We start from the raw sequence: 22435 nt of genomic DNA on the forward strand, positions 1-22435 counted from the left end.
GGCCGCCACGTTGGCGATCTGCCGCTCTTCCCCGGCCGCGCCGACCGACACCGTGTGGTCGCGGTCGGCCACCGAGCCCCGGCCCAGGGCCACGCTGCCTTCGCCGCCGGCCTCGCTGTCGGAACCCAGCGCCAGCGAGTGGTCCCCGTGGGCCTGGCTGGAGTTGCCCAGCGCGGTGCTGTTGAAGCCGCTGGCGCTCGCGGCGCCGCCGATCGCCGTCGCGTAGTCGCCGGAGGCCTCGGTCGGGAGCAAGCCCCAGAACGCACCGCCCACCGCCACGCTGTTGTCGCCGCTGGCGATGGCGTTGGCGCCGACGGCGGTCGCGTCGTAGTTGCCCGCCACCGCGCCGAAGCCGACGGCGGTGCTGTTGTCGGACTGCGCCTCGGCGCCGTAGCCCAGCGCGGTCGCGCCGAAGCCGCTCGCGGTCGCGTAGCCGCCATAGGCCGACGCGGCGTCGGCGCTGGCCTCGCTGCGGAAGCCGGTGGCCGTGGCCTGGGTACCGGAGGCCTGCGCCTCGCTGCCGGTGGCGGTGGCATAGGCGCCGTCGGCGATCGCGCCGGCGCCGCTGGCGGTGGCGCCGATCTCCTGCGCCTGCGCCCCCGTGCCCAGCGCCGTGCTCGATTCGCCCCAGGCTTCGGCGTAGGCGCCCAGCGCCACCGCGCTCGCGCCGCCGGCGACCGAGTTGAAGCCCACCGCCGTCGCCGCCTGCTCCAGCGCGAACGCGCCGCTGCCGAAGGCCGAAGACGCTTCCGCGGAGGCGTTGCTGCCCGAGCCCACCGCGGTGGCATAGTCGCCGTCGGCCGTGGCGTTGGAACCGGCGGCCAGCGCTTCCTCGCCGGTCACGAAGGCCTCGCCCTCGCCGGTGGCGCGGAAGTACCACCGTGTTCGCGCGGTCGGCCCGCGACCCCTGGCCCAGGGCCACGCTGCCGTCGGCGCTGGCGACCGCGTCGGCGCCCAGGACCACGGTGTTCTCGCCGTAGGCCTCGCCGAAGTTGCCGACCACGGTGCTGTTGTCGCCGCCGGCGTAGGCGGCGCCGCCGATGGCGGTGGAGAAGTCGCCCGCGGCCTCGGTCGGCAGCAGGCCGGCCAGGGAGCCGCCGACGGCGACGCTGTTGATGCCGCTGGCGAGCGCCGCCTGGCCGACCGCCGTGCTGTAGCTGCCGGAAGCGACGCTGTCGGAGCCGAGCGCCACGCTGCTCGAGCCCGATGCGGTGCTGAAGTTGCCCAGCGCGGTGGCGTTGAGGCCGGTCGCCGCGGCATAGCCGCCGATCGCGGTGGCGTAGTCGTTGCCCGCCTCGGCCAGCAGGCCGAACGCGGCCGCCGACTCGCCGCTGGCGATGCTTTCGGCGCCGACCGCGGTGGCGCCCTCGCCCGAGGCGTCGGCGTAGAAGCCGACCGCGGTGGCCTCGATGCCGGAGGCACTGGCGAGCGCGCCCGAGGCGAGGCTGCCGTCGCCGCTGGCGACGGCGCCGGCGCCGGTGGCCGTGGCCAGTTCGCCGGACGCCTCGCTCTCGGCGCCCAGCGCGATCGCGTACTCGCCGCTGGCGCTCGACGCCGCACCCAGCGCGAGCGCGTTGGCCGCCATCGCCGAGGCGTTGAAGCCGATGGCGGTGGCGTTGGCCTCCAGCGCGAAGGCGCCGCTGCCGAACGCGGACGCGCCCTCGGCGAGCGCCACCGCGCTCGAGCCCACGGCGCTGGAGTAGTCGCCGTCGGCGGCGGCGTTGGCGCCGGCCGCCAGCGCTTGCTCGCCGGTCACGAAAGCCTCGCCCTCGCCGCTGGCCTTGAAGTAGCGCTGGGTGCCCTCGGCGAGGTCCGCGACTTCTTCCAGCTGGGCGACGTTGACCGCGTCGTGGGCGTCGACGCCGTCGGACACGTTGACGATCCGCCGCGTGGCCGGATGCCCGCCGGCGCCGGTGCCGTTGCCGACCGAGACCACGTTCTCCTGGGTGGCGCGGGAACCCGCGCCCAACGCGACGCTGCTGGCGCCGTTGGCCCAGGCGCTCAGGCCGAGGGCGGTGGCGTTGGCGCCATAGGCATAGGCATCGCGACCGATGGCGGTGGCGCCCGCCGCGGTCGCCCAGGCGAACTGGCCGACGGCGGTGGTGTGGTCGGCGGTGGCCCAGGCCGAACCGCCGACCGCGACGCCGTTCAGGCCGGTCGCGCTCGACGACGAGCCCAGCGCGACGCTGGTCGCCCCGCTCGCGGTGGCGCTGATGCCCACCGCAGTGGCTCGCGCGCCGCTCGCCTCGGTGCCGTAGCCCAGCGCGGTGGCGAAATCGCCGGTCGCCTCGCTGAAGCCGCCGTTGGCGGTCGAAGCCAGACCGCTGGCGATGCTGCGGTAGCCGGTGGCCGTGGCCTGGGTGTTGCTCGCCGTGGCGGCCGCGCCGGTGGCGCTGGCGTAGGCACCGGTGGCCTGCGCGCCCGCGCCCAGCGCCGAGGCGCCCTCGGCGGATGCCGTGGTGACCTGGTCGAGCACGATGGCGCCGTCTTCGCCCACCGCATACAGCGTGCCGCCGATCGCGGTGCTGGAATCGGCCTCGGCGACCGCGCCATAGCCCGAGGCCAGCGCGTACTGGCCGCCGGCCAGGGCGCCGGTGCCGAGCGCGGACGCCCCCACGCCGTAGGCGGTGGCGCCCGCGCCGACGGCCGTGGCGTAGTCGGCCTCGGCGTAGGCGCCGGAACCGGCGGCGGTGGATTCCTCGCCGGTGGCGAAGGCCTCGCCCTCGCCGGTGGCGGTGAAGTAGCGACTGTCGGCGGTCGCCGCCTGCAGCTGTTCCAGGTTCACCGCGTCGGTGGCCTCGGTGCCGGCCGCCACGTTGGCGATCTGCCGCTCTTCCCCGGCCGCACCGACCGACACGGTATGGTCGCGATCGGCCAGCGAATCGCGGCCCAGGGCGACGCTGTTCTCGCCGGCGGCGACCGCGCCCGCGCCGAACGCGCTGGCGTCGTGGCCGCTGGCGAGCGCGCCGGCGCCGACGGCGGTGCCGTAGTCGCCTTGCGCGGCCGCGTCGTAACCCACGGCGGTCGCCGCATAGCCGCTCGCCGCGGCGTAGCCGCCGTAGGCCGAGGTCGCGTCGGCGGTCGCCTCGCTGAGGACGCCGGTGGCGGTGGCATGGGTCCCCGAGGCCAGCGCATCGCTGCCGGTCGCGGTGGCGTCGTCGGCCTCGGCGACCGCGCCGGCGCCGGTGGCGGTCGCGCCCTGCGCGTCGGCGCGCGCCCCGGCACCGATGGCGATGCCCGCATCGCCCCACGCTTCGGCGCCGGCCCCCAGCGCCACCGCGCCCTCGCCGGCGCCCAGCGCGTTGTAGCCGATCGCGGTCGCGGCTTGCTCCAGCGCGAACGCGCCGCTGCCGAAGGCCGACCCGCCTTCCGCCGTCGCCTGCGCCGCCGCGCCCACCGCGGTCGCGTAGTCGGCTTCCGCGGCCGCGCTGGCGCCGAGCGCGGTCGCGTCGCTGCCCGTGGCGAACGCGCCCTCGCCGCAGGCGACCGCGCCGGCGGCATCGGCGGTTCCGACCGGGTTGCCGTCGGCGTCGTAGCACACGGCCTGCGCCAGCGCCTCGCCCGGCACCGCGGCCGTCGCCAGGCCCATCGCGATCGCCAGCGCCAGCGCCGCCAGGGCGTGCCCGGTCACCGTCTTCGTCGTGCCGTCGTCCGTCCGCATCCCGGCGCTGTCGCCCGAGGCCAGTTCCGATGCCACGACCAGCTGACCCAGCGAGCTGTTCCACACTTTTCGATAGATGCGGTTCATCGAGACTGCCCTTCCTATGTTGTGAGCCGGAGTTTCGGGAGTGCATCCCTCGGGCCTCTCGCTGAATGGAGAAGCGGCGAAGGGTCTGCTTCAGGCGCGGCGCGCCAGGGACGACGACAGAAAATCCTCGGGAGCGACGCGCGCGGCGTCGCGGAACGACCTGGACAACTGAATCTTCCCCTAACAGGTCAAAGCGTGACCCGATACTCCTACTGACTCTCTGCGTCAGTCAATACCCCGCGCACTCGACGTTGACGGCAGAACACGCCAGCCAAAGTGACGCCATGCGTCACTGAATGGGCCTGCAGGAGACGAAAAAACGTCGCCAAGCGATTGATTCAGCATCCGTTTTGCTTGACAGACGGGACGCAACGCGTCCTCTTCCAGGAGGTCGTTGCAGGGGCCGAGGGCAGGCACGGTCCGGCGTTTCGGCCGGCCCGGCTATTGATAGTTTTTAACTATTGAGTTGCCCCAGACGATGCATGCACCGGCTGCCCATTGCACGGGTCCGTCGGCCAGACGATGCCGGGCGAATGTGTCGCCCGCCCACGCGCCCAGGCGCAGCGCGACAGCGACGAAGGTGGCGCGCAGCGCCGGCTCAGGGCGCGTTCGCACGCCTGCGGCGTGCCCCCATCCGCCTTCGGCACCTTCCCCCGCTTGCGGGGGAAGGAAAAAACAGGATGCTCCCCGCTTGCGGGGGAAGGAAAAAACAGGAGGGTCCCCGCTTGCGGGGGAAGGGAAAAACAGGGTGCTCCCCGCTTTGCGGGAGGGAAGAACAGAGTGCTCCCCGCTTTGCGGGGGGAAGGAAAAACAGAGCGCCCCCCCCCCCGCTTGCGGGGGGTAGGGAAAAGGCCCTAGCCCACCGCCCGCCGGGCGTTGCGGAACATCCGCATCCACGGCGATTCGTCCGGCCAGTCCGCGGGATGCCAGCTGAAGTTGAGGCTGCGCAGGGTGCGCTCGGGATGCGGCATCAGGATGGTGGCGCGGCCGTCGCGGCTGGTCAGGCCGGCGATGGCGTCGACGGAGCCGTTGGGGTTGGCCGGGTAGGCCATGGTCGGTTCGCCGTCGTGGTCGAGGTAGCGCAGGGCGACGATCGCCTGCGCGGGGTCGCCGCCGTCGAAGCTCGCGCGCCCTTCGCCGTGGGCGATCGCCACCGGCAGGCGCGAGCCGGCCATGCCGGCCAGGAACAGCGAAGGCGATTCGGCCACGCCCAGCAGGCCCAGGCGCGCCTCGTACTGCTCGCTGCGGTTGCGCAGGAAACGCGGCCAGTGCTCCGCGCCCGGCACGATCTCGCGCAGCTGCGAGAGCATCTGGCAGCCGTTGCACACGCCCAGCGAGAACGTGTCGGCGCGCGCGAAGAAGGCGGCGAAGGCGTCGCGCAGCTCGGCGCGCTCGAGGATGGAGGTCGCCCAGCCGCGACCGGCGCCGAGCACGTCGCCGTAGCTGAAGCCGCCGCAGGCGACGAGGCCCTGGAAATCGGCCAGCCGCGCGCGGCCGGCGATCAGGTCGCTCATGTGCACGTCCACCGCGGCGAAACCGGCGCGGTCGAAGCCCGCCGCCATCTCGGTCTGGCTGTTGACGCCCTGCTCGCGCAGGATCGCCACCCGCGGCCGCGCCGTGCCGATCACCGCGGGAGCGGCCGGGGCCTTGGCGGGATCGAAGCTCAACCGCGGTTGCAGGCCGGGATCGTGGAAACGGCGCGCGCGGGCGAACTCCTCGTCGGCGCACGCCGGGTTGTCGCGCAGGCGCTGCATCGCGTGGCTGACCGACCACCACGCATCGAACAGCGATTCCCAGCTCCACTCCGCGCGCACGGTGTCGCCGTGCAGCACGCGGATGGCGGGCGCGGAGACCGGACGGGCGATGCGCTGCGCGCACTCGACCAGGCCGTGGCGCTCGACCAGGTCGGCGAAGGCGACGCGGTCCTCGGCGGCGATCTCCACCACCGCGCCCAATTCCTCGGCGAACAGCATGCGGAACACGTCCTCGCTGCGCTCCGCGCCCCAGCCGTCGAGGTCGATGTCGAGGCCCACGTGCGAGCAGAAGGCCATCTCGCACAGCGCGGCGAAGGCGCCGCCGTCGGACCGGTCGTGGTAGGCGAGCAACAGGCCCTGCGCGCGCGCGTCGCGGATCAGCTCGAAGAACGCGCGCAGGCGCGCGGGGTCGTCGAGATCGGGGCATGCGCCGCCGAAGGCGTCGTGGCACTGGGCGAGGATGGAGCCGCCCAGGCGGCGGCGCCCGCCGCCCAGGCCGATCAGCCACAGTTCGCTGTCGCGGCGGCGCGACAGCAGCGGCGTGAGCTGGCCGCGCACGTCGGCCACCGGCGCGAACGCGCTGACCACCAGCGAGACCGGCGAGACCGACTTGTGCGCCTCGCCGCCGTCGCGCCACTGCGCCTGCATCGACAGCGAGTCCTTGCCCACCGGGATGCTGAGGTCGAGCTCGGGGCACAGCTGCATGCCCACCGCCTGGACCGCCTCGAACAGGCGCGCGTCCTCGTGCGCGTGGCCGGCGGCGGCCATCCAGTTCGCCGACAGCTTGATCCGCTCCAGCGAGTCCACCGGCGCGGCGCACAGGTTGGTGATCGCCTCGCCCACGGCCATGCGCGCCGCGGCGGCGGCATCGATCAGCGCCAGCGGCGCGCGCTCGCCGATCGCCATCGCCTCGCCGGCGGTGCCGTCGAAGCCGGCCAGCGTGATCGCGCAATCGGCCACCGGCATCTGCCAGGGCCCGACCAATTGATCGCGCGCGGTCAGGCCGCCCACGGTGCGGTCGCCGATGGTGATCAGGAACTGCTTGGCCGCCACCGCCGGGTGCGCGAGCACGCGCAGCGCGGCATCGTGCAGGTCGATCGCCTGGCCCGACAGCGTGGGCCAGCGCACCGGCGCCGGGCGCTCGGCGTCGCGGTGCACCTTCGGCGGCTTGCCGAACAGCACGTCCATCGGCAGGTCGATGGGGTGGGGCTGGGGCTCGAGCCGGGACTCGGGACCCGGGACTCGGGACTCGGGAAAAGCGGTGTCGGCGGTGCGGGGAGATCCTACGGTCGCCGGGGAAGGAATGGCGGACGACGCGCCCTCGGCATCCACGGGGGCATCGCCCCGAGTCCCGGGTCCCGGGTCCCGAGTCCCGGCCTCTTGCAGCACCCCATGCCCCACCCGCAGGTGTTCCTCGGCGGTCGCGTAGCCGACCACCGCGAACGGGCAGCGCTCGCGCGCGCACAGCGCGGCGAATTCATCGACCCGTTCGGGCGCGATGCCGAGCACGTAGCGCTCCTGCGACTCGTTGCACCACAGCTGCATGGGCGAGAGCGAAGGGTCGTCGCTGGGCACGCGGTCGAGGTCGATCACCCCGCCCACGCCGGAATCGTGCAGCAGCTCGGGGATCGCGTTGGACAGGCCGCCGGCGCCGACGTCGTGGATGGAGAGGATGGGATTGTCCTCGCCCAGCGCCACGCAGCGGTCGATGACCTCCTGGCAGCGGCGCTGCATTTCCGGGTTCTCGCGCTGCACGCTGGCGAAGTCCAGCGCCTCGTCGCTGCTGCCGCCGGCCACCGAGCTGGCCGCGCCGCCGCCCAGGCCGATCAGCATCGCCGGCCCGCCCAGCACCACCACCGCCGAGCCCGGCGCCAGCCGCCGCTTGGCGACCTGTTCGCGGTCCACCGCGCCGAGACCGCCGGCGAGCATGATCGGCTTGTCGTAGGCGTACGCGAAGCCGCCCTCGCCGTGCGGCAGCTCGAAGCTGCGGAAGTAGCCGGCCAGGTTCGGGCGCCCGAACTCGTTGTTGAAGGCGGCCGCGCCGATCGGGCCGTCGAGCATGATCTCCAGCGCCGGGGCCAGCCGCGGGTTCAGCGCGCGCGGGCGCTCCCAGGGCTGCGGCAGCGTGGGAATGCGCAGGTGCGAGACCGAGAAGCCGCACAGCCCGGCCTTGGGCCGGCCGCCGCGCCCGGTCGCGCCCTCGTCGCGGATCTCGCCGCCGGCGCCGGTCGCCGCGCCGGGGAACGGCGAGATGCCGGTCGGGTGGTTGTGGGTCTCCACCTTGATGCAGAACGCGCTGTCGACCAGCGGGCCGGCGGCGTACTCGCCGGTCGCGGGGTCCGGCCGGAAGCGGCGCGCCGGATAGCCTTCCACCACCGCCGCGTTGTCGCTGTAGGCCGACAGCGTGTACTGCGGCGTGTGCGCGTGGGTGTTGCGGATCATCCGGAACAGCGACAGCGGCTGCGCTTCGCCGTCGAGGGTCCAGCTGGCGTTGAAGATCTTGTGCCGGCAGTGCTCGGAATTGGCCTGCGCGAACATCATCAGCTCGACGTCCGAGGGCGCGCGCCCCAGCTCGCCGAAGCGCAGCCGCAGGTAGGCGATCTCGTCCTCGGCCAGGGCCAGCCCGAGCCGCTCGTTGGCGGCCTCCAGCGCCTCCAGCGGGATCCGCTCGAGCGCGCCGCGCGGCGGCGCCGCGAACAGGCCCTCGGCCTCGTCGGCTGCGGCGAGCAGGGATTGCGTCATCGGGTCGTGCAGCAGCCGCTCGACGGCCGCCGCGCCCTCGCCGTCGGGCCAGCCGGCCAGATCGAAGCGGGTGCCGCGCTCGACCCGCCGCACCGCCAGCCCGGCGCCGCGCAGCAGCTCGGTGGCCTTGCTGGCCCACGGCGAGATCGTGCCCAGGCGCGGGGAAACGAAACGCGAGACCGCGCCCTCCGGCGTGGGCGCGAGATCGCCGTCGGCGTCCAGGATGCGGCGCAGGGCGGCGAGATCGGGCGTGGCGCCGTCCTCGGGCCGGATCCAGTACACGTACCGGGCGCCGAGCAGGCGCAGGCCTGGAACGCGGGATTGCAGGCGGGCTTCGAGGCGTTCCAGGCGGAACGCGGACAGGGCCGGCAGGCCCTCGAGGACGATCATGTCCGGCGGCTGGGTAAGGCGGGGGCGGTATTGTAGCGGACCGCCCCGGGCCCGGCCGGCGCGCGCGCCGGTCAACCGCCGGCGGCGTTCTTCTGCAGGTTCTCCAGCGCCTCGAGCAGCGCCGCCGGCGGCATGTAGCCCGGCAGCTGGGTCCCGTCCTCGGCGACGATCAGCGGCGTGCCGGCCAAGCCGATGCGCTGGCCCAGCGCGTAGTGGCGCGCGACCGGGCTGGTGCAGGCGCGGCGCGGCACGTCCTGGTCGGCCTTGGCCGCGGTCAGCGCGGCGGCGCGGTCGGGCGCGCACCACACCGCCTCCATCTTCGCGAAGTCCTCGCTGGCCGGCCCCATGCGCGGGAAGGCCAGGTACTCCACCGCGATGCCCAGGCGGTTGTACTCGGCGATCTCCTGGTGCAGCTTGCGGCAGTAGCCGCATTCGACGTCGGTGAACACGCTGACCGTGTACTTCGGCGAGGCCGGCGCGAACACGATGCGTTCGCTCTTGGGCACCTCGGCCAGCAGCGCGCGGCGGATCTTGGCCACCGCCTCCTCGCTGAGGTCGCGGCGCGCGGGCACGTCGAACAGGCTGCCCTGCAGCAGGTAGCGGCCGTCGTCGCTGACGTAGACCACCTGCCCGCTCACGATCACCTCGCGGAAACCGTCGATCGGCGCCGGCCCCACCGCCTCCACCTCGATGCGCGGGTTGATGGCGCGGATGGCCTCGACCGCGCGCGCCTCGGCGCTGCCCGGGGCGACCTCCGGGCCGGCCGGCGCGGGCGCGTCCGCCGGGGCATCGGCGGCCTGCCCGTCCGTCGCGCCGGGCGCCGGCGCCTGCGCGCAGGCGCTCAGGCTGAAGGAGGCGACCAGCAGGGCCAGGACGGCCGGGGGAGACAGCAGCGACTTCGTGCGGGCGAGCATAGGCGGATCCAGGCGGCGCGTCTTGGCGAAAGCCGGATTGTCGCATGCCCGGCGCGCGATGCCGGCCCGCGGTCAGCCCCGCGGGTGGTGCCGCGCATGCAGGCGCTTGAGCTGCTCGCGCGCGACCAGGGTGTAGATCTGCGTGGTCGACAGCGAGCTGTGTCCGAGCAGCATCTGCAGCGCACGCAGGTCGGCGCCGTGGTTGAGCAGGTGGGTGGCGAAGCTGTGGCGCAGGCCATGCGGGCTGACCCGCGCCGGATCGAGGCCGGCGATCGCCGCGCAGCGCTTCACCGTGGCCCAGAACGCCTGCCGCGACAGCGCGACGCGGCCGGCGCCGAGGAACAGCGGCTCGGTACCGGCGACCTGCGCGCCACCACGGCCGGCCAGCAGCGGCCGGGCTTCGGCCAGGTAGCGCTGCAGCCAGTGCTGCGCCTCCTCGCCCAGCGGCACCAGGCGCTCGCGGCTGCCCTTGCCGGTCACCCGCAGCGCGCCCTGGCGCAGGTTGACGCCGTTGGCCGCCAGGCCCACCAGCTCGCTCACGCGCAGCCCGCAGGCGTACATCAGTTCCAGCATGGCGCGATCGCGCAGGCCCTCCGGCGTGGACAGGTCGGGCGCCGACAGCAATGCCTCGACCTGCCGCTCGGTCAGCGCCTTGGGCAGCGGACGGCCTTGCTTCGGCGCTTCCAGCAGCGCGGTCGGGTCGTCGGCCCGGGCGCCGCGCGCGGCCTGGTACCGGTAGAACGCGCGCAACGCCGACAGCAGGCGCGCATTGCTGCGCGCGGTATAGCCCTGGCGCGCGCGCCAGGCCAGGTAATCGAGCAGATCGGCGCGCGTCGCCCCGCCCACGCCACCGGCGCGGCCATCGAGCCAGCGCGCGAGCAGGACGAGATCGCGGCGATAGCTGTCCAGCGTCTGCCGCGCCAGCCCGCGCTCGGCCCAGGCGGCGTCGAGCCAGGCGTCGATGGCGGCCTCGTCCTCGCCGCGCAGCGGCGGCAGGGCCATCGAAGCGGCGCGGCGATCGGCGGGCGTGGCGAGCATGCGCACAGCGTAGGCGCTCGGCCGCGCGCACGACAGCCCGGGCGCGCGGCGGGGCCGTTATCCTTGGCGGCGATGACCGCGACCGCCGACCGCTCCGCCCCACCCGCACGCCCGCGCCCGTGGATCGGCTGGCGCCTGGCGGCGCTGTTCTACGACCTGTGGCCGGCGGTGGCGCTGTGGTTCGTGCTGGGATTCGTCTTCGCGCTGGGCTACACCTTCCTCGGCCACCACGACCCGCACGAGAACATCGCGCCGTTCAGCGGCCTGCAGTGGCTGCTCTGGGCCTGCTGCTGGATCGTGACCGGCCTCTACGCCACGGCCAGCTGGCGCCGGGGCGGCCAGACCCTGGGCATGCGCCCCTGGCGGCTGCGCGCGGTCGCCGCCGACGGCGACGCGGTCGGCGCGCGCGCGGCCTGGGTGCGCTACGCCGTGGGCACGGTCTCCCTGCTGGCCGGCGGGCTCGGCTTCTGGTGGGCCTGGTTCGACCGCGACCGGCTGACCTGGCACGACCGCGCCAGCGGCACCCGGATCGTGCGGGAGCCGAGGTCAGGGGTCAGGGGTCAGGGAAAAGCTGAAGGCACGCGCGCGTCGCGATGAGCCTTAGCCTTTAGCCGCTTTTCCCTGGCCTCTGGCCTCTGGCCTCTGGCCCCCGCCCCCCGACCCTCACAGCCTGCCCCGCTGCGCGGCCAGGCCCTCGCGCTGCGCGGTCCAGTCGGCCAAGCGCGCGCGCTCCTGCTCCACCACCGCGGCGGGTGCGTTGGCGACGAAGGTGGCGTTGCCGAGCTTGGCGTTGCACTTGGCGATCTCGGCATCCACGCGCTTGAGTTCCTTGTCCAGCCGCGCGCGCTCCGCGTCCAGATCGACCAGGCCCTCCAGCGGCACGAACAGGCGCAGCTCGCCGACCACGGCGGCGGCCGAGGGCGGCGGATCGCCGGCGAGCTCGCGGATGCCCGACAGGCGCAGCAGGAACGCGAGCTGCGAGGCGAAGCGCGCGATGCGCGCGGCGTCCTGGGCGGCGGCGCCCTGCACCAGCAGCTCCACCTGCCGCGCGGGCGACACGCCCAGCTCGCTGCGGACCCGGCGCACCGCCGAGACCATCTGCCGCAGCCATTCCACGTCCGCCTCGGCGGCGGCGAAACCGGCGACGTCGATGTCGCCCGCCTGCGGGTAGCGCTGCAGCGAGATGGTCTGCGCGTCCACGCCCAGCCGCGGCGCGACGTGCCCCCACAGTTCCTCTGTGACGAAGGGCACCAGCGGGTGCAGTAGCCGCAGCAGCGCCTCCAGCACGTACAGCAGGGTGTGGCGGGTGCTCTCGGCCGCGGCCGCGTCCTCGCCGTTGAGGGCAGGTTTAGCCAGCTCCACGAACCAGTCGCAGAACGCGTTCCAGGCGAACTCGTACAGCCCCTGCGCGAGCAGGTCGAAGCGGTACGCGGCGAAATGCTCGGCGGCCTCGGCGGCGGCGCGGTCGAGCCGCGCCAGGATCCAGCGCTCGGCGTCGGTGCGCGGCTGCGGCGCGCCGGCGAAGCGCGCGCCGTCGGTGTTCATCAGCACGAAGCGGGCGGCGTTCCACAGCTTGTTGCAGAAGTTCTTGTAGCCCTCGGCGCGGCCGAGGTCGAACTTGATGTCGCGCCCGGGACCGGCCAGCGCGGCCATCGTGAAACGCAGCGGGTCGGCGCCGTGCGCGGCGATGCCGTCGGGGAATTCCTTGCGCGTGGCCTTCTCGATCTTCGGCGCGTCCTTGGGCTTCATCAGCCCGGTGGTGCGCTTGGCGACCAGATCCTCCAGCGCGATGCCGTCGATGATGTCGATCGGATCGAGGATGTTGCCCTTCGACTTGGACATCTTCTGCCCGTCCTTGTCGCGGACCAGGCCGGTGATGTAGACGTCGCGGAACGGCACTTCGCCGACCAGCTTGTCGGTCATCATGATCATCCGGGCGACCCAGAAGAAGATGATGTCGAAGCCGGTCACCAGCACGCTCGAGGGCACGAAGGCGTCGAAGCCGCGCTCGGCCATCGCATCGGCATCGGGCCAGCCCATGGTGCTGAACGGCCACAGCGCCGAGGAGAACCAGGTCTCCAGCACGTCCGCATCCTGGCGCAGCTCGCCGCGATAGCCGGCCTCGGCCGCGCGCGCGCGCGCCTCGTCGAGGTCGCGGCCCACGTAGACCGAGCCGTCGTCGCCGAACCAGGCCGGGATCCGGTGCCCCCACCAGAGCTGGCGGCTGATGCACCAGTCCTGGATGTTCTCCAGCCAGTGGCGGTAGGTGCCGAGCCAGTTCGGCGGCACGAAGCGCACGTCGCCGTTCTCGACCCGCGCCAGCCCGCGCCGCGCCAGCTCGTCCATGCGCACGAACCACTGGTCGGTCAGGTAGGGCTCGATCACCTGGCCGGTGCGGTCGCCGCGCGGCACCTGCAGCTTGTGCGCCTTCGTCTCGACCAGGAAGCCGCCGGCTTCCAGGTCGGCCAGCACCGCCTGGCGCGCCTCGAAGCGGTCCAGGCCGCGGTAGGCCTCCGGCACGTCGCCGGTCACCTTCGCCTCGGGGGTGAAGACGTTGATCAGCGGCAGGCCGTGGCGCTGGCCGACCGCGTAGTCGTTGAAATCGTGCGCCGGGGTCACCTTGACCACGCCGGTGCCGAACTCGCGGTCCACGTAGGCGTCGGCGATCACCGGGATCTCGCGCCCGGTCAGCGGCAGCCTGACCGTCTTGCCGACCAGGTGCGCGTAGCGTTCGTCGTCCGGGTGCACCATCACCGCGGTGTCGCCGAGCATGGTCTCCGGGCGCGTGGTCGCCACCACCACCTCGCCGCTGCCGTCGGCCAGCGGATAGCGGATCGACCACAGGTGGCCGTCCTCTTCCTCGCTGACCACTTCGAGGTCGGAGATCGCGGTCTTCAGCACCGGGTCCCAGTTGACCAGGCGCTGGCCGCGGTAGATCAGGCCCTCGTCGTACAGGCGCACGAACGCCTCGGCGACCGCGCGCGAGGGGCCCTCGTCCATGGTGAAGACGCTGCGGCTCCAGTCCCCGGACGCGCCCAGCCGGCGCATCTGCCGCTCGATGGTGCCGCCGGATTCCGCCTTCCACTCCCACACCTTGGCGACGAAGCCCTCGCGGCCCAGCGAATCGCGGGTCTCGCCGCGGCCCTCGCGGCCGAGGTTGCGCGCCACCACCATCTCGGTGGCGATGCCGGCGTGGTCGCTGCCGACCTGCCACAGGGTGCGGTAGCCGCGCATGCGGTGGTAGCGCACCAGCGCGTCCTGCAGCGTGTGCTGGAACGCATGCCCCATGTGCAGGGTGCCGGTGACGTTGGGCGGCGGCAGCAGGATGCTGTAGGCCGGCCCGTCGCCCTGCGGGGCGAACACGCCCGACGCCTCCCAGCGCGCGTACAGCCGGGACTCGAAGGACTGGGGGTCGTAGCTGGGGGCGAGGGTCATGGGCGGGCGCCGGAGATGGGGGATTCGGGGTTGGGACCGGAGAGCGGGGACCGGAAGCCGCGGAATCCACGGAGGCCGTTGCGTTCGCCGTACTTCGTTCCGGCGGCCGCCGAATGCCGAGTGCGCTCCCCGCCTTCGACTGCTACATATCGTATTTGGTCGGCTCGATGCCGCGCGCCTTGTAGTGCTTCCAGCGTTCGCGCAGCGGGCCGCGGGCGGATTCGTCGGCGGGCACCACCTCCAGCACGCGCTCGAAGCCGTCCGGCACGGGCGCGTCGCGCAGGTTGATCACCACCGGCCGCTGCGGCGGATCGAACTCAGGGCTGGCGATCAGCACCGGGCAGGCGTCGTCCTCGTCGTCGGTGCCGGCGATCTGGTGCGGGATGTAGACCTCGTCGCCCATGTCCCACAGCAGGTCGTCCAGCGCCTCGGCCTGGGCGCGGTCGCGCGCCAGCACCAGCGTCCAGAGGTCGGCGTCGTAGGCCTTGCGCGCCAGCTCCGCGACCAGCCGCAGCGGCTCGTCGCGAAAGCGCGGCTTGGCGATCAGGTAGAAATCGGCGCGCATGGGGAGCCGGGACTCTTAGCGAGTCGCCAGTCCCGAGTCCCGAGGCCCGGCCCTGTCGATGAGCCACTGCGACAGCAGCCCCACCGGGCGGCCGGTGGCCATGCCCAGCTTGCCGCTGCCGCTGGCGCTGCCGGCGATGTCCAGGTGCGCCCAGCGCTGGCCTTCGGCGAAGCGCGACAGGAAGCAGCCGGCGGTGATCGCGCCGCCCCAGCGGCCGCCGATGTTGTAGACGTCGGCGAACGCCGAATCCAGCAGCCCCTGGTATTCGTCCCACAGCGGCAGGCGCCAGGCGCGGTCGAAGACCGCTTCGCCCGCGCTCAGCAGTTCGCCGGCGAGGTCGTCGTGCTGGCTCATCAGGCCGCTGGCGTGGGTGCCCAGCGCGACCATGCAGGCGCCGGTCAGGGTGGCCACGTCGACCAGCGCCTCGGGCTCGAAGCGGGCGGCGTAGGTCAGCGCGTCGCACAGGATCAGCCGGCCCTCGGCGTCGGTGTTGCCGACCTCGATGGTCTTGCCGGACAGGCTGGTCAGGATGTCGGACGGCCGGTAGCTGTTGCCGTCGATGGCGTTCTCCACCGCCGGCACCACCACCCGCAGGTTGATCGGCAGGCCGAGCCCGACCGCGGAGACGAAGGCGCCCATCACCGTCGCCGCGCCGCACATGTCGAACTTCATTTCCTCGATGCCGCCCTGGGTCTTGAGGTTCACGCCGCCGGTGTCGAAGGTGATGCCCTTGCCGACCAGCACGTAGGGCCTGGCGTCGCCGCCGTTGTTCCACTCCAGCACGATCAGCCGCGGCGGGTTGGCCGAGCCGCGGGCCACCGCCAGCAGCGCGCCCATGCCCAGTTCCTCCATCTGCTCGCGCTCGAGCACGGTGCAGGCGGCCTTGTCGAAGCGCGCGGCGAAGGCCTGCGCCTGCTCGGCCAGGTAGGCCGGGGTGCAGATGTTGGGCGGCAGGTTGCCCAGCTCGCGGGCGAACTCGACGCCGTTGGCGATCGCCACGCCCTGGGCCAGCGCCGCGGCGTCCTCGCCGGCGACGGCCAGCGCGCGCAGGCCCGACTCGTCGCGCTTGCGGTTCTTGGCGCCGAAGGTGGCGGTGTAGCGGTAGGCGGCGTGGTCGGCGGCGACCACCGCCTGGCGCACGCGCCAGGCCGCATCGCGCCCGGGCACGTCGAGTTCGCTCAGGGTCAGCAGGGCGTCCGTCACCGGCCCGGTGCGCAGCGCGCGCACCGCGTCGGCGACCGCCTTGAGGTACTGCGCCACCCCGAACTTGCCCGCCTCGCCCAGCCCGACCGCCAGCACCCGCGGCGCGGTCACGCCGTCGAGATCGTGCAGCAGCGCGGTCTGGCCGGACTTGCCGGCGAGATCGCCGCGCTGGACCAGGCGGCCGAGGCGGCCGCCGGAGGCGGCGTCGATCGCCTGCGCGGCGGGCGACAGGCGCCCGTCGGCGAATACACCGACCACGACGCAGCCGGCGTCGACGGTGGCGGGGTCTTCGCGGTTCAGGGTGAATTCGAGGGTCATCGACCAGATTCCATCAGCGGGTGAGGGGCGCGCGGTGCGCTCGGCGCTTTCTTTACAACCATTCCCTACAATGGCCCGCTTGCGGTCGCGGCCGCGCGGGCCCGAACCTGGGCCGGCACCGCGAAGCGCCGGGAATGGACCCGCTAGTCTAAAGCAACCCGCCGGACGATGCCGAAACTCGATACCTACCTGTTCCGCGAATTCGCCCAGGCCACCTTCGCGGTGCTGGTGGTGCTGATGGTCGTCAGCCTCGGCGGCGTGTTCGCCGACGTGCTCGGCGACATCGCCCGCGGCCGGGTCCCCGCCGGCATGATGCTGTCCCAGCTCGGCCTGCAGGTGCTGAACTATCTGCCGCTGGTCCTGCCGCTGGGGCTGATGCTCGGGCTGCTGCTTTCGGTGGGCCGGCTCTACCGCGATTCCGAGATGCCGGTGCTCACCGCGGCCGGCGTCGGTCCCGGCCGGCTGCTGCGGCCGGTGATGATGCTGATGGTGCCGGTGGTGGCGTTCGTGGCGCTGTGCTCGCTGTGGCTGGGCCCGTGGGCGCGCGACTACTCGCAGCGGATGATCGAGGCCGGCAACCGCAGCCTGCTGCTGGCCGGCCTGGAGGCCGGCCGCTTCGTCGAGCTGCCGGGCGGGCGCGGCGTGGTCTACGTGGGCGGGATGTCCGACGACGGCAGCCACATGGCGCGCGTGTTCGTCTACCAGCAGGACGAGGCGCGCATGGACGTGACCACCGCGGCCACCGGCGTACTGAAGGTCGAGGGCAGCGGCGACCGCTTCCTGGAGCTCGGTGACGGCTTCCGCGTGGAGGGACCGCTGCGCGAGGGGCTCGACTTCCGCATGATGCGCTTCGCCAGCAACGAGCTGCAGCTGCCCGATGCCGAGGGCCGGCGCGACGAAGACGACCCCGAGACCGCGCCCACCCTCGCGCTGCTCGGCGACGACCGGACCGAGGCCCGCGCCGAGCTGCATTTCCGCATCGCGCCCCCGTTGCTGGCGTTGGCCTTCGGCCTGCTGGCGGTACCGCTGGCGCGCAGCCCGCCGCGGCAGTCGCGCTACGGCCGCACCATGCTCGCCTTCCTCGGCTATTTCGTCTCGGTGAACCTGGTGCTGCTGGGGCAGGACTGGATCGCCGACGGCAAGCTTTCGCCGGGCCTCGGGCTATGGTGGCTGCTGCTGCCGCTGCTGGCCTTCGCCATCTGGAGCTACGTGCGCGACGGCCGGCTCGGCCGCCGCAGGAGGGCCGCGCGATGAGGCTGCTGCCGCGCATCCATACCGTCTACGTGGCGCGCACGGTGCTGGTCACGGTGCTGCTGACCTGGGCGGTGCTGGTGGGCGTGGACCTGGTGGTCAGCGGCCTGCTGTCGGAGATCGACAACATCGGCGAGGGCAACTACACCGCCGCGACCGCGCTGACCTACGTGCTCTACACCGTGCCTCGGCGCGCCTACATGATGTTCCCCACCGCCGCGGTGATCGGCGCGCTGATGGGCCTGGGCCAGCTCGCGGCCACCTCGGAACTCACCGCGCTGCGCGCGCTGGGCCTCTCGCGCCGGCGCATCAGCCTGGCCGCCGCGGTGCCGCTGGTGGCGCTGACCGCGCTGATGATCGTCAACGGCGAGACCCTGGGCCCGTGGGCGCAGCGCGCCGGCGATACCCTGAAGGCCGCGGCCCGCTCCAACGACATGGTGGTCGCGCGCTACTCGGGCCTGTGGGCGCGCGAAGGCAACACCTTCCTCAACGCCCAGGTCGGCCAGCAGCGCAGCGAGGGCGACCGCCAGTGGCTGGAACTAGGCGACGTGCGCCTGTTCGAGTTCGACGACGACGGCCGCCTGGTCTCGGTGGCGCGCGCCGAACTGGCCGAGCACACCGGCTCGGGCTGGCTGCTGCGCGGCGTGCACCGCACCTGGTTCGAGGAGCGCGCGGTCACGCGCACGGAGGCGATGGAGGAGACCTGGGCCTCGCAGCTCGACGCCGCCTCGCTGGCCACCGCCGGCAACCTGTGGCGGCCGCGCTACCAGACCGCGGCCGACCTCAAGCGCGGCATCGAGTACCGCGAGCGCAACGGCCTCGACGCCGCCGAGTACGAGGAGCATTACTGGGGCCGCTGGTTCTACCCGTTCAACGTGCTGGCGCTGTGCCTGGCGGCGATCCCGTTCGCCTTCGGCAGCCTGCGCAGCGGCGGCCTGGGCCGGCGGCTGTTCATCGGCGTGGTGTTCGCGCTGGGCTTCTGGCTGCTGCAGAACCAGTTCGTGCGCCTGGCCGGCGTGTACCGCTTCGATTTCCGCATCGCCTACCTGATCCCGCCGCTGCTGATGATGGCGATCTCGTTCGCGCTGTTCCGTCGCCGCAGCGGCTAGCCGGTCAGGTCTCGTCGGGCAGCAGTTCGAGCGCCATCACGATCGCGTCCTCGCGACCGCCCACGGCCGGGTAGTAGCGCGGGCGGCGACCGATCTCGTTGAAGCCCTCGGCATGGTAGAGCGCGATCGCGCCGGGATTGGACGGGCGCACCTCGAGGAACACCCGCGCCGCGCCGTGCCCGCGCGCGATGCGCAGCAGCGCACGCAGCAGACGGCGGCCGTGGCCGCGGCCCTGCGCCGCCGGCGCCACGCAGACGTTGAGCACGTGCGCCTCGTCGGCGGCGACGCTGAGCACGCCGTAGCCGATCACCGCGTCGCCCTCCTGCAGCAGCCAGGCCGGGTAGCCGGCGCGCAGGCAGTCGCGGAAGATGCCCGCGGTCCAGGGGAACGGATAGGCCTGCCGCTCCACGACCATCACCGCGTCGAGGTCGGCCTCGCGCATCGGCCGCAGTTGCGGCGCCGCGCCCTCGTCCGCCGCCCGGGCGCTCATCCGCGGCGGGCCCGCAGCGCGCGCAGGCGCGGCCACAGGGCGCGCTTGGCGGCCGCGGTGCGCAACTGCGCCGGCGCCGGCCACTCGCCGCACAGGCGCCCGGCCTCGGGATCGTCGGGATCGACGCCGGCGGCGCGCAGCAACGCCCGCGACAGCGGGTCGTCGGGCGCCGGCGGCGCTGCCGGACCGGCGCGGCGATAGAGCCGATAGCCCAGCGCCTCGAGCGCGCCGCGCTGGACGCCGTCCCAGTTCACGCCGCCCTCTGCCGCGCGCGGCGGCGCCAGATCCACTGCGCCGGACCCGACAGCAGATACAGCGCGGAAGCGGCCAGCAGCGTCCGCGGCGGATCGATCCACAGCGCGATCAGCACCGCCACCGCGATCGGCAGCGCCACGAACGGCACCCGGTCCGAGCGCGGGCCGGTGCCGCTGCCCTTGAAGCTGGTGTAGCGGATGCGGCTGACCATGGCGAGGCCGGCCACGACCGTCACCGCCAGCGCGGCGTAGCGCAGGTCGGCGCCGCGCAGGCCGAGCTCGTCGCAGGTCCACACGAAGCTCGCCATCAGCCCGGCCGCGGCCGGACTGGCCAGGCCGATGAACCAGCGCTTGTCGACGACGTCGACCTGGCTGTTGAAGCGCGCCAGCCGCAGCGCGGCGCAGGCCGCGTACAGGAACGCCGCCAGCCAGCCGATCTTGCCCAGCGTCGGCCCGTCCAGGCGCAGCGCCACCAGCGACCAGTGGTACATCACCAGCGCCGGCGCCATGCCGAAGCTGATCAGGTCGGCGAGCGAGTCGTATTGCACGCCGAACTCGCTCTGGGTGTTGGTGAGCCGGGCCACGCGGCCGTCAATGCCGTCCAGCACCGCGGCGACGAAGATCGCCACGCAGGCGGCGCCGAAGCGGCCCTGCGAAGCGGCGATGATGGCGAAGAAGCCGGCGAACAGGCCGCCGGTGGTGAACAGGTTGGGCAGCAGGTAGATGCCGCGCCCGCGCAATCGCGGCGCCGCGGGCGGCGGCGGCGCCCGCCCCGTCGTGCCCTGCTGCGTATCGTCCCGTTCCGGTGCGTCCCGATCCATCGCGCGAGTCTAGCAGGCCGCCGCGCGCCGACCGTGCGGCGGCGACGGCCGCGCCGCCGACTTGCGCCCCCGTCGGCGCGATGCTGCAATCGGCGCACGCCACGGCCCGCCAGGAGAGCTTCGCCATGCGCCACCCGGTCACCGGTTTCGCCCTCGGGCTCGCCCTCGCGTTGCCGGCCGGCAGCGCCGCGGCGCAGGAGATCTACCAGTGGAAGGACGCCAGCGGCGTCACCCACTATTCCGAAAGCCCGCCCGAGCGCGGCGACTACACCCGGCGCCGGATCGCGCAGCCGGCACCCGCGCAGCCCGCGGCGGCGGCCGCCGCGCCCGCGCAGGCCAGGACCGCCGCTGCCGCGCCCGCGGACCCGCGCGCGGCGCAATGCGAGACCGCGCGCGGCAATATCGAGATCCTGAGCGGCGACGCGCCCGTGCAGCAGGACGACGGCAGCGGCGCGCCGCGCACGCTGACCGACGCCGAGCGCGCCGCGCAACTGGAATTCGCGCAGGCCGCCGCGCGCGCCTACTGCGACTGAGCGCGGGCGGCGTCGGCCGCCGGCGGAAGGTTTTCGCGCAGAAACTCCGCGTCTTCGCCGCCGGTATCGCCGCTGCGCCGGGATTCGCCCGCGTTCCGGTGGCACAATGCCCGGCTCCGCCGCCACCCGACCGCCCCGATGCGCCTGTCGCAGTTCCATCTCCATACCAGCAAGGAAACCCCGGCCGACGCCGAGATCGTCAGCCACCAGCTGATGCTCAAGGCCGGCATGATCCGCCGCCTCGGCGCGGGCCTGTACACCTGGTCGCCGCTGGGCCTGCGCGTGCTGCGCAAGGTCGAGGCGGTGGTCCGCGAGGAAATGAACCGCGCCGGCGCGATCGAATTGCTGATGCCGTCGGTGCAGCCGCGCGAACTGTGGGAGGAGAGCGGGCGCTGGACCAAGTTCGGCGACCAGTTGCTGACCTTCCAGGACCGCAAGGACGCCTGGTACTGCTACGGCCCGACCCACGAGGAAGTGATCACCGATTTCGCCCGCGGCGAGCTGTCGAGCTACCGCCAGTTGCCGGTCACCTTCTTCCAGATCCAGACCAAGTTCCGCGACGAGATCCGCCCGCGTTTCGGGGTCATGCGCGCGCGCGAGTTCCTGATGAAGGACGCCTACTCGTTCGATCTCGACGATGCCGGCATGGCGCGCCAGTACCAGACCATGTACGACGCCTACGCGCGCATCTTCACCCGCCTGGGGCTGCGCTTCCGCGCGGTGGAGGCCGATACCGGCGCGATCGGCGGCAGCGCCTCGCACGAGTTCCACGTGCTGGCCGATTCCGGCGAGGATGCGATCGCGTTTTCCACCGGCTCCGATTACGCGGCCAACGTGGAACTCGCGCAGGCCGCCGAGCCGGGCCCGCGCCCGGCGCCGGCCGAGCCCATGCGCCGGGTGGACACGCCGACGCAGCGGACCTGCGATGACGTCGCCGCGCTGCTGGGCATCCCGCTGGCGCGCACGGTGCGCACGCTGGCGCTGGTCGGCGAGGACGGGCGCTTCGTCGTCGCGCTGCTGCGCGGCGACCACGCCGCGAACCCGATCAAGCTGGCCAAGCAGCCCGGCCTGGGGGACTACCGGCTGGCCACCGAGGCCGAGATCGCCGAGCACCTGGGCAGCGAGCCCGGGTTCCTCGGCCCGGTCGCGCCGAAGACCGCGGTCCGCGTGATCGCCGACCGCGAGGTCGCGGCGATGGCGGACTTCGTGGTCGGCGCCAACGCCACGGGCTTCCACCTGGCCGGGGTCAACTGGGGCCGCGACCTGCCGGAGCCGGAGCGGGTCGCGGACCTGCGCGACGTGGTCGACGGCGACCGCGCGGCCGACGGCGGCGAGATCCGCATCGCCCGCGGCATCGAGGTCGGCCACGTGTTCCAGCTCGGGCGCCGCTACGCCGAGGCGATGGGGTTCAGCGTGCTCGACGAGCACGGCAAGGCGGTGGTGCCGGCGATGGGCTGCTACGGCATCGGGGTATCGCGCATCGTCGCCGCGGCGATCGAGCAGAACCACGACCCGGCCGGCATCGTCTGGCCGGAACCGATGGCGCCGTGGCGGGTGGCGGTGTGCCCGATCAATCCCAAGCAGAACCCGGACGTGACCGAGGCGGCCGAGGCGCTGTACCGCGAGCTCGGCGAGGCCGGCGTGGACGCGCTGCTGGACGACCGCGGCCTGCGCCCGGGGCCGATGTTCGCCGACATCGAACTGATCGGGATCCCGCACCGGGTGGTGGTCTCCGAACGCGGCCTGGCGGCGGGCACTTTCGAATACCGCGCCCGCGCCGGCGGCGAATCCGAGAATCTGGACCGCGGCAGCCTGCGCGTGCGCCTGGGGCTGGACGCCAGCTGAATCCCGGCGCCGGGCGAGGGCGCCG

General features: G+C 73.5%; 14 protein-coding genes and 2 pseudogenes. 5 read left to right on the forward strand and 11 right to left on the reverse strand.

All coding sequences use genetic code 11. The annotated features are described in order from the left end of the window. The 5 genes and pseudogenes from Z164_RS23710 to xerD all read right to left on the reverse strand — a co-directional run. Positions 1-843: pseudogene (locus tag Z164_RS23710) on the reverse strand (ESPR-type extended signal peptide-containing protein); the annotation flags it as partial. An 85-nt stretch (positions 844-928) separates the two neighbouring features. Then, positions 929-3748 (reverse strand): annotated as a pseudogene (locus tag Z164_RS22825) (ESPR domain-containing protein); the annotation flags it as partial. 854 nt (positions 3749-4602) lie between these two features. After that, a complete protein-coding gene (purL, locus tag Z164_RS0114385) occupies positions 4603-8634 on the reverse strand; it encodes a phosphoribosylformylglycinamidine synthase (RefSeq protein ID WP_024891384.1) in 4032 nt (1343 codons plus the stop codon). A 71-nt stretch (positions 8635-8705) separates the two neighbouring features. Next, complete coding sequence (locus Z164_RS0114390; protein WP_024891385.1) at positions 8706-9548, reverse strand: DsbC family protein; 843 nt, start codon at positions 9546-9548, stop codon at positions 8706-8708. A 72-nt stretch (positions 9549-9620) separates the two neighbouring features. Next, a complete protein-coding gene (gene xerD / locus Z164_RS0114395; protein ID WP_043690255.1) occupies positions 9621-10586 on the reverse strand; it encodes a site-specific tyrosine recombinase XerD in 966 nt (321 codons plus the stop codon). Positions 10587-10658: 72 nt separating this feature from the next. Between xerD and Z164_RS0114400 the strand changes: the two genes are divergently transcribed. Continuing rightward, complete coding sequence (locus tag Z164_RS0114400; protein WP_024891387.1) at positions 10659-11183, forward strand: RDD family protein; 525 nt, start codon at positions 10659-10661, stop codon at positions 11181-11183. 66 nt (positions 11184-11249) lie between these two features. Here the strand turns inward: Z164_RS0114400 and Z164_RS0114405 are convergent, their stop codons facing one another. From Z164_RS0114405 to Z164_RS0114415, 3 genes are all read right to left on the reverse strand, one after another. Then, positions 11250-14021, reverse strand: a complete 2772-nt coding sequence (locus Z164_RS0114405) for a valine--tRNA ligase (protein ID WP_024891388.1) — start codon at positions 14019-14021, stop codon at positions 11250-11252. A 142-nt stretch (positions 14022-14163) separates the two neighbouring features. Next, positions 14164-14586, reverse strand: a complete 423-nt coding sequence (locus tag Z164_RS0114410; RefSeq protein ID WP_024891389.1) for a DNA polymerase III subunit chi — start codon at positions 14584-14586, stop codon at positions 14164-14166. Positions 14587-14601: 15 nt separating this feature from the next. Continuing rightward, positions 14602-16107, reverse strand: coding sequence for a leucyl aminopeptidase (locus Z164_RS0114415; protein ID WP_024891390.1), 1506 nt, complete (start codon positions 16105-16107; stop codon positions 14602-14604). 168 nt (positions 16108-16275) lie between these two features. On the opposite strand from Z164_RS0114415, the gene lptF reads away from it, so the two are divergent. Both lptF and lptG read left to right on the forward strand, forming a co-directional pair. After that, on the forward strand, positions 16276-17361 hold the full coding sequence (gene lptF, locus Z164_RS0114420; protein WP_024891391.1) for an LPS export ABC transporter permease LptF: 1086 nt from the start codon (positions 16276-16278) through the stop codon (positions 17359-17361). Further along, complete coding sequence (gene lptG / locus Z164_RS0114425; RefSeq protein ID WP_024891392.1) at positions 17358-18467, forward strand: LPS export ABC transporter permease LptG; 1110 nt, start codon at positions 17358-17360, stop codon at positions 18465-18467. The genes lptF and lptG overlap by 4 nt, the downstream gene beginning before the upstream one ends. Before the next feature lie 4 nt (positions 18468-18471). Here the strand turns inward: lptG and rimI are convergent, their stop codons facing one another. Genes rimI through pssA form a run of 3 tightly spaced genes read right to left on the reverse strand, consistent with a single transcriptional unit; the run spans position 18472 to position 20032 of the window. Next, the gene (gene rimI, locus Z164_RS0114430) at positions 18472-18957 is read right to left on the reverse strand and encodes a ribosomal protein S18-alanine N-acetyltransferase (protein WP_043690282.1); all 486 of its coding nucleotides are present in this window, start codon (positions 18955-18957) and stop codon (positions 18472-18474) included. Next, complete coding sequence (locus tag Z164_RS23715; protein ID WP_081770207.1) at positions 18954-19211, reverse strand: hypothetical protein; 258 nt, start codon at positions 19209-19211, stop codon at positions 18954-18956. The genes rimI and Z164_RS23715 overlap by 4 nt, the downstream gene beginning before the upstream one ends. Then, complete coding sequence (gene pssA / locus Z164_RS0114440; RefSeq protein WP_024891395.1) at positions 19208-20032, reverse strand: CDP-diacylglycerol--serine O-phosphatidyltransferase; 825 nt, start codon at positions 20030-20032, stop codon at positions 19208-19210. Before pssA ends, Z164_RS23715 begins: the two co-directional genes overlap by 4 nt. Positions 20033-20157: 125 nt before the next feature. Between pssA and Z164_RS20680 the strand changes: the two genes are divergently transcribed. After that, a complete protein-coding gene (locus Z164_RS20680; protein WP_052338476.1) occupies positions 20158-20565 on the forward strand; it encodes a DUF4124 domain-containing protein in 408 nt (135 codons plus the stop codon). Between the two features lie 138 nt (positions 20566-20703). Next, positions 20704-22410, forward strand: a complete 1707-nt coding sequence (locus Z164_RS20685; protein ID WP_043690258.1) for a proline--tRNA ligase — start codon at positions 20704-20706, stop codon at positions 22408-22410. Positions 22411-22435: the final 25 nt, after the last annotated feature.

The sequence above is a fragment of the Luteimonas huabeiensis HB2 genome, assembly GCF_000559025.1.
Lineage (GTDB): Bacteria > Pseudomonadota > Gammaproteobacteria > Xanthomonadales > Xanthomonadaceae > Luteimonas > Luteimonas huabeiensis.